12 protein-coding genes are annotated in these 12,566 nt (G+C 31.1%); 7 read left to right on the top strand and 5 right to left on the bottom strand.

Annotation, left to right across the window (positions count from 1 at the left end; genetic code table 11):
* Positions 1 to 137 precede the first annotated feature (137 nt).
* The 6 genes from ACVHXK_RS12805 (at position 138) to ACVHXK_RS12780 (ending at position 5,737) form a co-directional block, all read left to right on the top strand.
* Positions 138 to 1,274 carry an AI-2E family transporter gene (locus ACVHXK_RS12805; RefSeq protein ID WP_461206794.1) on the top strand — a complete coding sequence of 379 codons (1,137 nt, stop codon included), beginning with the start codon at positions 138 to 140 and terminating at the stop codon, positions 1,272 to 1,274.
* A 212-nt stretch (positions 1,275 to 1,486) separates the two neighbouring features.
* A complete protein-coding gene (locus ACVHXK_RS12800) occupies positions 1,487 to 2,059 on the top strand; it encodes a histidine phosphatase family protein (RefSeq protein WP_461206793.1) in 573 nt (190 codons plus the stop codon).
* 228 nt (positions 2,060 to 2,287) lie between these two features.
* On the top strand, positions 2,288 to 3,328 hold the full coding sequence (locus tag ACVHXK_RS12795; protein ID WP_461206792.1) for an HD-GYP domain-containing protein: 1,041 nt from the start codon (positions 2,288 to 2,290) through the stop codon (positions 3,326 to 3,328).
* A gap of 314 nt (positions 3,329 to 3,642) precedes the next feature.
* Entirely contained in the window at positions 3,643 to 4,053 is a 411-nt protein-coding gene (locus tag ACVHXK_RS12790) for a peptide deformylase (RefSeq protein WP_461206791.1), read from the top strand.
* A 40-nt stretch (positions 4,054 to 4,093) separates the two neighbouring features.
* Positions 4,094 to 4,534, top strand: coding sequence for a GNAT family N-acetyltransferase (locus tag ACVHXK_RS12785; RefSeq protein ID WP_461206790.1), 441 nt, complete (start codon positions 4,094 to 4,096; stop codon positions 4,532 to 4,534).
* Between the two features lie 45 nt (positions 4,535 to 4,579).
* Positions 4,580 to 5,737 carry a M20 family metallopeptidase gene (locus tag ACVHXK_RS12780; protein ID WP_461206789.1) on the top strand — a complete coding sequence of 386 codons (1,158 nt, stop codon included), beginning with the start codon at positions 4,580 to 4,582 and terminating at the stop codon, positions 5,735 to 5,737.
* 104 nt (positions 5,738 to 5,841) lie between these two features.
* Here ACVHXK_RS12780 and ACVHXK_RS12775 read toward each other — a convergent pair whose 3' ends face one another.
* The 5 genes from ACVHXK_RS12775 to ACVHXK_RS12755 form a co-directional block, all read right to left on the bottom strand.
* Positions 5,842 to 6,414 (bottom strand): rhomboid family intramembrane serine protease, encoded by a 573-nt coding sequence (locus ACVHXK_RS12775; protein ID WP_461206788.1) that lies wholly within the window; start codon positions 6,412 to 6,414, stop codon positions 5,842 to 5,844.
* A gap of 141 nt (positions 6,415 to 6,555) precedes the next feature.
* Positions 6,556 to 7,479 (bottom strand): leucine-rich repeat protein, encoded by a 924-nt coding sequence (locus ACVHXK_RS12770; RefSeq protein ID WP_461206787.1) that lies wholly within the window; start codon positions 7,477 to 7,479, stop codon positions 6,556 to 6,558.
* A gap of 223 nt (positions 7,480 to 7,702) precedes the next feature.
* Positions 7,703 to 8,266 carry a carboxymuconolactone decarboxylase family protein gene (locus ACVHXK_RS12765; RefSeq protein ID WP_461206786.1) on the bottom strand — a complete coding sequence of 188 codons (564 nt, stop codon included), beginning with the start codon at positions 8,264 to 8,266 and terminating at the stop codon, positions 7,703 to 7,705.
* A gap of 21 nt (positions 8,267 to 8,287) precedes the next feature.
* Positions 8,288 to 8,623 (bottom strand): MarR family winged helix-turn-helix transcriptional regulator, encoded by a 336-nt coding sequence (locus ACVHXK_RS12760; protein ID WP_461206827.1) that lies wholly within the window; start codon positions 8,621 to 8,623, stop codon positions 8,288 to 8,290.
* A 70-nt stretch (positions 8,624 to 8,693) separates the two neighbouring features.
* Positions 8,694 to 9,413, bottom strand: coding sequence for a LytR/AlgR family response regulator transcription factor (locus ACVHXK_RS12755; RefSeq protein ID WP_461206785.1), 720 nt, complete (start codon positions 9,411 to 9,413; stop codon positions 8,694 to 8,696).
* Positions 9,414 to 9,739: 326 nt separating this feature from the next.
* Here ACVHXK_RS12755 and ACVHXK_RS12750 point away from each other — a divergent pair.
* A partial coding sequence (locus ACVHXK_RS12750; protein WP_461206784.1) for a leucine-rich repeat protein occupies positions 9,740 to 12,566 on the top strand: 2,827 nt, incomplete at its 3' end.

Raw genomic sequence — 12,566 nt, 5'->3', positions numbered from 1 at the left:
AAAGTCAATTATATAAATATTTCTATAATTAATCAATAAAATTAGTTGGTATTTCTCTATGTAACATTATATCGGTGGACATTGTATTTATGATATAATACAACTCAAAGGATAATAATAAACGTAAGGAGAAAAAAATGAGAAATTTAATTAATAGAGGTAGATTTAGAAATAATGGATATTTGTTAATTACATATATTTTTGTGCTTGGACTTATACTAAAATATTCAGATGTTATAGGAAGTAGTGTAAATAAAGGCGTGGGTGCTTTTAAGGCTTTATATATAGGGATAGCTATTGCCTATATAATTAATATTCCTATGAAAAGTATAGAGAAGCTTCTAAAAAATAAAATTAAGAAACACACAAGAGCAATAGCTATTGGAATAACATATATTCTTGCGATAATTGTTTTAGGACTATTATTAAATATTGTTATACCCCAACTTATTGAGACTATCACAAATATAGTTTCTAAAGCTGATTCTTTTGGTGGAACATACGAAAAACTTGCAGTGTATTATAAAGAATATTTCAACTCAAGTATGCCTGTTAATTTGGAGGATATTATGACACGGGTTGCTGATGGAATAGGGGGAATTGCTAATAATGTAATGGCATCCATTACATCAATTGTTAGCCAATCTGTTAGTTTTTTTATTGGAATTATAGTATCGGTATATTTACTAGCGGCTAAAGAACATATGACTTGTCAAGTTAAAAAAATGTTAGGTGCCCTTGTAAGTGTTGAAAGAGGTAACAAAATCCTAAGATTTTTTAGAAAGGTAAATGATATTTTTACAAATTATATCTCAGGAATACTTGTAGATGCAATTATAATTGGTGCTCTTATAACATTGATGATGTTAATTCTAAAGCTACCATATGCAGTTTTGGTTGGTGTTGTAACTACCTGTCTTGCGATAATTCCTATATTTGGGGCTTTTGTAGCTATGTTTTTTGGTGCAATATTAATATTAGCAGTTAGTCCTATTAAGGCACTTTATTTTATTATTGGTTTTCAGGTTGTTCAACAATTTGAAAACAACTTAATTTATCCAAGAGTAGTAGGATCATCTGTTGGACTGCCAGGTCTTTGGACATTACTTGCTGTTAGCGTTGCCGGAACGATTTTTGGCTTTCTTGGAATGCTCGTTGCTGTACCTGTAACATCAGTAATATATATGGTTATATCTGATTTTTCAAATACGAGAATGGATGAAAAAAATATGAGTATTGATGATGACGGAGATTATGTGTCTAAGGAGAGTTAGCTATAAAAGCTATTTGCTAGAAGTGATTAATAGCTTCAGGTATTTATTTATATCCATAATTAAAGAATATAAGGTATAATGCAGAAGGTAAAGTCATGCCATATTTAAGTGTAATAAAATTGAGAAAAAGCTAATAAAGATTTAGCCAATAAGTTAATTAGAAGAGATGCGTAGGCTAGGGTAATAATTTAGCAGATGATGAGAGGTGGCATATGAAATTATTTTTAATAAGACATGGACAAACAGATTGGAATGTAAAAGGTAGAATACAAGGAAGTTATGATAGTGAGTTAAATGCCACTGGTATATTGCAGGCAAAAGACTTAGGTGAAAAAATATTAGAACTAGATTATAAGTTTGCAAAAATATATTCAAGCCCTGGCAGAAGGGCAGCTAAAACAGCAGAAATTTTGAGTGGCATTACTAAGGTGGAGTATTTATCAATAGATGGACTTAGGGAAGTTAATTTTGGAGATTGGGAAGGACTTACTTGGAATGAAGTAAAAGAAAAACACCCTGAAGAGTTTGGTGTTTGGTACAACAATCGAAGATATACCAAAATACCAAATGGAGAAACTTATCAGGAAATGTTGGAGCGTGTTTTGATTGAAATTAATAAAATCATTGGAGAGAATTCAGAGGATGTTGCAATTGTAACTCATAGTGCCGTTATTATGGGCCTTCAATGTTATATAACAAACACTCCATTCGAAAAAATGATGACATTCAGAATAGAGAATAGTTCAATAATGGAAATTGATAGTGAGGCATTTCTGCTGGATTAAAATATAGTAAGTAAATAAGTTCTCTCAATAAGAGCAGTGATGCTTTTATAATAAGCACACCACTAGAAAATCATAGAATAGTGATTATTATGTTAGTATTAAAAATACATGAATCACTATAAATAAGGCTAAAAAAATGGTATAATAAGATTAATTTATGCTGAATATTATCGTATTTGATATTTTAAGCTTTGATTTGCTCATAATTTCTCGAAGGGACACTCTTAAATGAAATCAAATATATCTTTAAAAGAAAATAGATTAGTAGTTATTATTATTGGAAGTTTGATTTTTGGTATAGCATTTGTTTTTCAGATGAAATTAGCAAATGTGCCAACCTTTTGGAATGGTATTATCGCTCAAATTCAAGTCTTGACATCAATCTATATGGTTTTTCGTGTACCAGGTTTAGGGAGGGTAATAGCTTCTATTTTTAATATAATTTTGATAATGGCAATATCTATTCATTTTACAGCATGTGGGAATTCTCAGGTTTTACCAGGTATATTTGTAGCCATGGGGACTATTATTACAATACAGATTATTGGCTATTATAATAAACAGTTAATTATTAAGAATCAGGAGATAATAAAAGAGAAAACGGATAAGGCAAATGAGATTATAGAACTTCAGGATATGGCGATTATGTCAATGGCAGCGCTAGCAGAGACTAGAGATAACGAAACAGGTAAACATATCCAACGAACGAAATTATATGTTAAAGTTCTTACAGAGTACTTGCTTGAAAAAGGGGAGTATTGCCATATTTTAAATAGCAAGATGGTAACTATGATAGTTGCATCTGCTGCATTACATGATATTGGAAAGGTAGGAATACCCGATTCAATATTATTAAAACCTGGCAAGTTAAATGTGCAAGAATTTGAAGTAATTAAACAACATACAATACTAGGCTTTGAAACTATTATGAAAGCGGAAAAGTTAATGGAAGAAAAAGATAAATTCTTGAAGTATGCTGGTGAAATTATACTGTATCATCATGAACGTTTTGATGGTATGGGTTATTTATACGGTTTAAAGGGTGAAGAAATACCTTTATCTGCGAGAATTATGTCAGTTGCAGATGTTTATGATGCATTGACAGATAAGAGAGTTTATAAAGAGCGTTTTTCTCATAATAAAGCATTTAACATAATAAAAGAGGAATCAGGAAAGCAATTTGATCCAGTAATTGTAGACGCATTTATTGCGTGTCACGAAACTTTTAAAATGATTGCTGAGAAATATCGTGATGATTTAGATGAATAGAGAAAAGAATATAAAAGTAAGTGAATAGAAAGATGTCTCATTAAAAGAAATAAAACAATTGCTTGATATACAAACAACATACAACATACAACAAAGGAAGTTCACCTAGTGAACTTCTTTATGTATTTTTATATTAAATTTTTTAGTGATTACTAAGTTGAATATATTTCGATCGATAGAAAAAATAATGAAATATTAAAAAATATAATCATTCATTAGGGTAACTGTGACTTTGTAAAATTTATGTATAATAAAAATCAATCTTTCTATTTGTTGTATAATAAAATAAAAGCAAAAATAAAGGAGTATAACATATGGTAAAATCAATTATGAAAGATATATTTTTCCTCAATCAAAAATCAGAACAAGCTACAAAAGAGGATATGCAAGTAGTACAGGATTTGCTTGATACACTTAAAGCAAATGAAGAAGGTTGTGTAGGGCTAGCGGCTAATATGATTGGCGTTAAGAAAAGAATTATTGCAATAAACATGGGATTTGCCAATGTTGCTATGATTAATCCTGTCATAGTCAATAAGTCAGGAGAATATGAAGTAGAAGAGGGATGCTTATCGTTAATAGGTGTTAGGAAGACTATTAGATATAAAGAAATCGAAGTAGAATATTTAGATTCGGGGTTTAAAAAGAGAAAGGCTAAGTATACAGGATGGATTGCACAAATTATTCAGCATGAAGTAGACCACTGTGATGGTATAATAATATAAAAAATTGTTTGGAATTAACCAAATAAGGGAGGGAAAAGTATTGGAGTTTAAAATAAAAAAGTTTAGAGAATTAGGGGTATATGAATTACACGATATATTAAGGATAAGAAATGAAGTATTTATTGTTGAGCAAAATTGTGTTTATCAGGACTGTGATGAAAAAGACCTAAGAGCATATCATTTATATGTTGTAGAAGATAATAAAGTTATCGCCTGTTTGAGGATTTTGGAAAAAGGTGTTTCTTTTGATGAAATATCTATCGGGAGGGTATTAGTAGATAAAAAATATAGAGGTACGGGATTAGGTAGAGAGATATTAATAAAAGCTATAGATTTTATTAATAATGAACTTAATGAAAAACAAATTCGAATTTCAGCACAGGAGTACTTGCTTGATTTTTACAAAAGTTTAGGTTTTGCAGCTGTTTCGGATGTGTATCTTGAAGATGATATACCTCACATTGAGATGATTTATAAATAAGGTAAAGATTAATTTATCAGCAGAAAAAATTAGGAGGAGTAACATATGATGATAAGAGAAATAGCTAATAAATATAAGAAACAGGTTATTGATTTGAGAAGAAACTTTCATAAATTTCCTGAGGAAAGCTTGAAAGAGTTTAAGACAAGTGAAGAAATAAAAAAAGAATTAGATAAAATAGGTATTCCATATAAATGTGTAGCTGAAACAGGCATTATTGCAGAAATCAAAGGTTCAAAGGATGGAAAGACTGTTGCTTTGAGAGCTGATATAGATGGCTTATCTGTGACAGAATTGAATGAATGTGATTATAAATCTCAAAACGAAGGTTTTATGCATGCATGTGGACATGATTGCCATATATCTATGCTTTTAGGAGCAGCTATGATATTAAATGAAATAAAAGATGATATTAATGGAAGTGTAAGATTAATCTTTCAACCAGCTGAGGAAGTTGGAAAGGGAGCAAAAAAAGTAATTCAATCCGGTGCTATAGAAGGTGTGGATGGAGTATTTGGAATACATATATGGAGTGATATTGAATGTGGTTCAGTATGTGCACAAGCAGGGCCTTTAATGGCTTCGGCAGATTTATTTACAATAAAAGTAGAAGGTAAAGGTGGGCATGGTTCTGCTCCTCATCAGGGAATAGATGCTGTTGTTGCTTCAGCAGCTATAACTATGAATCTTCAATCAATAGTAAGTAGAGAGCTTAATCCATTAGAAACAGCAGTTGTAAGTGTTGGTTCAATAAAAGCGGGTTCTAGGTTCAATGTTATTGCCAGTGAAGGAGTTTTGGAAGGAACAACAAGGTGTTTTAATAATGATATAAGAAATAAATTTCCAGAAATAATCGAGAGAGTGGCTAAAGATACTGCTTCAGCTTTTAGAGCGAATGCTAGTATTAATTATATATCGGGGACTTCTGTTGTAATTAATGACGATGAATGTTCAAAAATAGCAAAAATAGCTACTGAAAAAATCGGTGCAAATGCTATTACGATAGAGAAAATTACAGGGGCAGAAGATTTTGCAGAATATATGAGTATTGTTCCAGGAGTATTATGTTTTGTTGGTTGTAGAAATAAAGATAAAGGGGCCTGTTATCCTCAACATCACCCTAAGTATACAGTAGATGAAGATTCACTAGAAATCGGATCAGCACTATATGCACAATATGCCTATGATTTCTTAAACAACTAAAAGTCTGACTAAAACAAATTAATGGATTCCAAAAATCATTTCGAGAGAGCCGACCAAAACCCTTGGGAGATGGGAACAAATATTTACAAATTACATATCGGCTTCTAGGGTTTTTGTAAATATTTAGATATAAATAAAACATATACTATACCCACAGTAGCTCCCAACAAATGAGCTAATTCGGAAATATTATTAGCAATAAAAAGACCACTATATACTTCTTTAGCTAGGAATAAAATAGCTATAAAAATAAATGTAAGAGGGATTCTATTTTCCTTCATATTTGTAAAAGAAGTTAGAACAATCATCATAAATACAATACCACTAGCACCAAGTATACCACTATGAAAAAGAAGAACTTGCACAATACCTGTAAGAACGGTAGTAGTAATAATTAATATAAATAAAACTCTTGAAGAATACTTTTCTTCTAGCATAGGACCAATAAGTAGAAAAATAGTCATATTTCCTAGTAAATGATCAACTGATGCGTGGCCTAGTGGGTAAGAGAATAAAGTAAATAAGCCTACTAAAGAAAACCCACCTCTATAAACAAAAAGATTATTAATTAGATCTATAGGAAGTATTTTATCAATAAAAAAAACAGATATTGCTATTATGGATATTGTCAGAACTAAAGGTGAATTATATTCAATCTTATTAAATATTTTTTTCATAAGTAGCCTCCTGTGAATAATGGATAATTTTTCTTTGCAGTTTTGCAATTTCTTAACTTAAAAGCAAAACACATCAGTTTTATCTAGAAAAACCTTGCTAATTTAGTTCATAGAGCAGATGGAGTTTTTATTCCATCTTTTTTATTTTTTTTCCCATCTACCGTTACTATATACATATGTGCCAGCTTCTTTGTTACTATCGTTATTATAATAGGAGATGAAATCTCCCTTATCGTTGTGGGTGAATGCAGTGTCGTTTAAAGTTACGCCACTTCCAATAGTGATTTCTGTTATAGCATTGTATGCAAAAGCGTAATTATCAACATATGTAACACTATCAGGGAGTGTTATACTAGTGAGTTCGTTATTAGCAAAAGCCGTGTCAGCAATTACCTTTAATCCTTCATTTAGTGTAATTTCTTTTAAGTTATTATTATCGAAGGCCAATACGTTTATAGTTTCTACACTACCTGGTATTTCTACAGTTTCAAGTTCGTTATTACGAAAAGAAAATTTATTAATAGAAGTTAAAGTGTCAGGTAAGACAAGACTAGTTAAACCTATAGAGTCTAGTGCTCGAAATGCAAGACCTGTTACGGTAACACCGTCTATTTCACTTGGAATAACTAAATCAGTAGAAGTACCATCATAAGATTCTATAATACCAGAGGATGAGTTGAAGCTAAAATCAGATGCTGGTGTAACTGTTCCTTGTGAATCTATTAATTCCCACTTTTCAGAGTCAAGATTCCATGTGAATTCTACATCGCTTTGCTGTGGCTCAGCCACCTTTACTAAGAATTCAGGAATTAATACGCTCATTAAATAGTCACTTTCATCACTTGAAGCAAATGGATCATTTTCAGGGTAGGTTGTCCTATAAAGTGAGGTAGCTGAATTAAGGGTTTTTAAACTTGCTGTATCAGCCTTTTTCTTAGAGTTAGATAAGATGCCTAAATAGTTGGGTATAGCAATTGTAGCAATAATTGCTATAACAGCTAAAGTTATAATTAATTCAATTAGTGTAAAGCCTCTATTTTTTTCACATACTTTATTCTTTGTCATAGATTACCTCACTTAATAATATAATCCTAATCTCTTCACTTCATTACTTATAGTATACATTAACAACATATTTTTTAAAAGATGATTTATAAGCAAGTAATAAATGAATTGCTAAACAACTTGCTTATTCAGATATGAAAGATATTCTTGATTATAATGAATAAGATATCTTATATGGCTTAAAAGACGTAAAAAAGGGAGGTGAAAACCATCCCTTTTAGTATTATCTAAATAGATTTTTAACGGCCGATATAGGTAAAAATAATAATATTCCAAATGCAATGCCTAATTCATTGTAGAGCTTGCTATTCTTTACTGCCTTACCTGTAAGTCTGTTTTTTAAAGAGCCAAGTGCTATGCCGTGAGCATTTCCCATTGTAATGATTTTAGTTACAGCTAAAATACCTTGTGCTTTTATTTCACCGTAAGTATCAACTAATCTTTGCCACGCGGAAGCATCATAATTACCTTTTGATTCTGCGTAATGTTGAGCGAAAAATAATGCTATAGCTTCATCTTTTTTTATATTATCTAGGATACCTGATAGCATTCCTTGAATATCTTCTTCCGACATACCCATTTCAAGAGCATCCTTGGTGTGCTTATAAGAGCAAAGTTGACATCCATTTACCTCTGTAACGGCAAGCATTACATGATTTTTGAGTTCTTTTGATATTAAGTTTTGCTTTTCGGCTTTTCTCATATTCTTTGCAGAACTAATTGCACTATCTACTATGTGATAAAACTCCCCTGTAGTAAATATACGTTTGTTAAATTCTTTAGACATAATTATTCAACCCCCTGATAATTAAATGTTTTTAATATATGGAGTACTTTGTTCAATAATTTTCAAAGCTAATATTAATTCATCTAACTGTTCTTTAGTAAAATCAGAAAATCTATTGGAGAGATGCCTATACAATTCTTCTTTCAATTCTCTGAAAATTTCTAATCCATTGGAACTTAGGTTTAAATGGACAATCCTTTGATCATTTTCATCTCTAGTTCTATTAATTAAATCTTGAGAACTTAATTTTGATAAAACTCTAGATAAAGCACCAGTATCTATAGATAATATTTCACTTAGCTTGGTTACTGTAGTATTTGGATTCGAGAGAGCACTAAAATATCCAGTTGGTGGAATGAGGTGGCATATGGATATCTAATGTCAAATAATGTTCTAGAGTAGGGATGAGATAAGCTTGATTGTATTTCTACTGAAAGTAATAATTTATATAGGCTTGCTTTACAGCTTTGAAAACATTTCTTGAAATAGGTATAAGTTGGTTGTTTGTCATTGTTAAACCATTTTTTGATAAACTCTTAATATAGTCTAAGTTGACTATATATGAACGATGAGGCTTTATGAAACGTTTATCTGTTAATAAAACTATTTCAACTTTAGAAAGAGTAGTAATGCTTTCTATTACGACTCCGTTTGTTTGATGAAAAAATATAGTTCTTTTTATAACATCAATATATATCAGGTCATGCATAAATATTTTGACCATACCTATTTGTGTTTTGACAATGATATATTTTTTTGTTTCACTGTAAATATCTTTGATAGCTTTTCCTAAAACAGAATAGAGCTTGTCCTTTTGAACTGGCTTCAATAGATAGTCAAAAGCACTCACAGAATAAGACTCTATTGCAAATTCTGGACTTGAAGTTAAGAATATGATTTTGCCAACGGGATCTTTACTTCTTATATAAGTAGCAAGTTCCATGCCGGTTATTCCGGGTATGATGATATCTAAAAGAAAAATATCAAAACACTTGCCGCTTTCAAGCTGATGGATCAGCTCTAAACTACTTTTAAAACTATGGACTTCTATTTTAATTTCTGTAAAGTTGCAGCTTAAAAATTCATATATAAACTGACGGATATGTAAAAGGTCCTGATTGTTATCATCGCAAAGCGCAATTTTCATATTATCACCTAAATTTCATTGAAAGTTTTGATTTAATTATAACACGATAACTTATAAAAAGAGATTTAAATTACATTTCATATAAATAAAATTACACTTCATAAAGAATAGCAATGAAGTGAATCCTTTTATGATAAAATTAAGAGGCTGTGCTAAAACTATAAATGAAAGGATGTGAAATTTAGTTAGAATATAGAATATACTATATTTTTTACTAGGAAAAAATGGGGAAGAAATTACTAGCAACATTACTTGTTATGTTATTAATAATGAGTAACATTAATGTTAAGAATGTGTTTGCTGCAAATAATTACGTTGGGGGAACTGTGAATATTGATACTCCTTGGACAGGCAGTACTTTAGAAGATACTGTGACAGGGCTACAATCAACTTTAACAGAAATAACTACACTAAACATAACAGCAGGAGAATTAACAGATGTTGATGTTATGTGGATTAGTAAAGAATTATCAGAACTTGTAACACTTAGAATAACAGGGGATGCATATTTTACAGGTAATACTTTGGCAGATTTCGCTTTTTCAGATGCCGATTTTATAGGTACGAATATGTCAAAACTAGAGACAGTAACTATTGATATTGATGAAAGTAAAAAGTTTAGTTTTGGAGACAATGCATTTCGTTCTTGTAATAGCTTAACAAATGTAAGTTTATCTAAAGCGACTACATTTGGAAATTATGCATTTTATGATTGTGAGGTTCTAATAAACGTAAGCTTACCAAATGTAACTTCATTTGGAAATAACGCTTTTTATTTTTGTTATGCTCTAACAGACGTAACATTACCAAATGTAATTACATTTGGAGACTATTCATTTTCGGCTTGTAATGCATTAACAAGTATAAGTTTACCTAAAGCAACTACATTTGGGAAAAATGCATTTTATTCTTTAGATGCCTTAACAAATGTAAGTTTACCAGAAGTAACTGAATTTGGAGATAATGCATTTTATCAATGTAGTGCATTAGAAAGCATAACTTTACCTAAAGCAACTAAATTTGGAAATTATGTATTTTGTAATTCTGATACATTAACAAGTGTATCTTTACCAGAAGCAACTGAATTTGGAAGTATTGCATTTTATAGTTGTGATGCCCTAGAAAGTATAACATTAGATAAAGCTACTATATTTGGAGGTAGTGCATTTGGTATGTGTAATGCATTAACGAGTGTAACCTTACCAGAAGCAACTGAATTTGGAAGTAGTGCATTTTATAGTTGTGATGTCCTAACAACCATAAACTTACCAAAAGTAACTAAATTTGGAGATGATGCATTTATGTTTTGTGATGCATTAACAAGTGTAAACTTACCAGAAGCAACTGAATTTGGAGAAGACGCATTTTTTTCTTGTGATGTACTAACAGACATAAGTTTACCAAAAGCAATTACATTTGGAAATGGGGCATTTAAGTATTGTGGTGCATTAAAAAGTGTAAGCTTACCAGAAGCAACTACATTTGGAGAAGAAGCATTTTTTGGTTGTGATGAATTAACAAGTGTGAGTTTACCAAAAGTAACTACATTTGGAAATTATGCATTTAAAAGCTGCGATAAGGCAATAAAAATGACACTAGGTGCTACACCTGCTACTATGCCTATTAATGCGTATTATGATCTTCCTGACGCAGCTACAATTTTAGTACCAGTAAGTGCAGGTAGCACATATAAAGCAGTGAATGATGGAAATACAGGGGATAACCTATGGTACGGATGGATCATAGACGATAAAAACACTTATGATTCTGCTACTGGAACTGTGAATGTTGATAATGTTTGGACAGGAACTTTAGCTGGAAATATAGAAAATTTACCAACAAATTTAGAAGACATAACCACACTAAACATAATAACAGGAATATTAACAGATGATGATGTTATGTGGATTAGTAAAAAATTATCAGGACTTGTAACTCTTAGTATAACAGGAGATGCATCTTTTGAAGGTAATACTTTGCCATTTTACGCTTTTTCAAATAAAACTAGTGCAGGTACTAAAATGTCAAAACTAGAGACAGTAACTATTGATATCGCTGGTACTGGAAATCTTAGTTTTGGGTGGAATGCATTTTATGGTTGTACTGCTTTAACAAGTGTGGATATACAAGAAGTAAGTACTTTTGACCAAGATGCATTTAATGGTTGTACTGCATTAACAAGTGTAAGTTTGCCAAAAGCTAAAACATTTGAATATAATGCATTTGCCAGTTGTTCTTCACTAACAAATATAACATTACCAGAAGCTACTGAATTTGGAGCGTGTGCATTTTCAGGTTGTAATGCCTTGATAAATATAAACCTACCAAAAGCTTCTTTTTTTGGGAATCATCTATTCAATGGGTGTTCTGCACTAACAACTGTAACATTACCAGAAGCTACTATATTTGGAGCTTTTGCATTTGCAAATTGTGATGCTTTAACAAGTATAAGACTACCAAAAGCTACTACATTTGGAACTGCGGCATTTACAGGTTGTGATGTACTAACAATTGTAGTATTACCAAAAGTTACTAGTTTTGGAACAAATATATTTGACAGCTGTAACAAAACAATAAAAATGACACTAGGTGATATACCTCCTACTGTTGGTGATTTTGCTGGGTATACCCCTACTGAAACACCTATAATTTTAGTTCCAGTAAGTGCAATTAGCACATATAAATCAGTATTTGATGGAGATGATGATACTAACAAATGGTACGTATGGAATATAATTTCTAAATCATTTACATTAACTTACACAGCAGGAAGTAATGGTACAATAACAGGGACATCACCTCAAACAGTGGATTATAACAGCACTGGAACTACAGTAACAGCAGTTGCAGATGCAGATTATCATTTTGTAAAATGGAGCGATGGTGTTACAACTAGTTCAAGAACTGATGCAGGTGTAACAAGTAATATAAATGTAACAGCGGAATTTGCAATAGATACATTTACATTAACTTATGATGCAGGAACGAACGGTACAATAACAGGGACATCATCTCAAACAGTAGGATATAACCTAAGTGGAACTACAGTAGAAGCAGTTTCAAATACAGGTTATCATTTTGTAAAATGGAGTGATGGAGTTACAACTAGTTCAAGAACTGATGCAGGTGTAACAAGTAATATAAATGTAACAG

This window comes from Clostridium sp. DL1XJH146 (assembly GCF_054819755.1).
Note: the sequence above shows the minus strand (reverse complement) of the source record. Positions and strands in the feature narration are given on the sequence as shown.

Coding starts and splice junctions, on each gene's coding strand:
- ACVHXK_RS12795 (WP_461206792.1), top strand. CDS start 2,288: ATGAAATCAAATATATCTTTAAAAGAAAATAGATTAGTAGTTATTATT.
- ACVHXK_RS12770 (WP_461206787.1), bottom strand. CDS start 7,479: ATGACAAAGAATAAAGTATGTGAAAAAAATAGAGGCTTTACACTAATT.
- ACVHXK_RS12765 (WP_461206786.1), bottom strand. CDS start 8,266: ATGTCTAAAGAATTTAACAAACGTATATTTACTACAGGGGAGTTTTAT.
- ACVHXK_RS12790 (WP_461206791.1), top strand. CDS start 3,643: ATGGTAAAATCAATTATGAAAGATATATTTTTCCTCAATCAAAAATCA.
- ACVHXK_RS12780 (WP_461206789.1), top strand. CDS start 4,580: ATGATGATAAGAGAAATAGCTAATAAATATAAGAAACAGGTTATTGAT.
- ACVHXK_RS12755 (WP_461206785.1), bottom strand. CDS start 9,413: ATGAAAATTGCGCTTTGCGATGATAACAATCAGGACCTTTTACATATC.
- ACVHXK_RS12800 (WP_461206793.1), top strand. CDS start 1,487: ATGAAATTATTTTTAATAAGACATGGACAAACAGATTGGAATGTAAAA.
- ACVHXK_RS12805 (WP_461206794.1), top strand. CDS start 138: ATGAGAAATTTAATTAATAGAGGTAGATTTAGAAATAATGGATATTTG.
- ACVHXK_RS12775 (WP_461206788.1), bottom strand. CDS start 6,414: ATGAAAAAAATATTTAATAAGATTGAATATAATTCACCTTTAGTTCTG.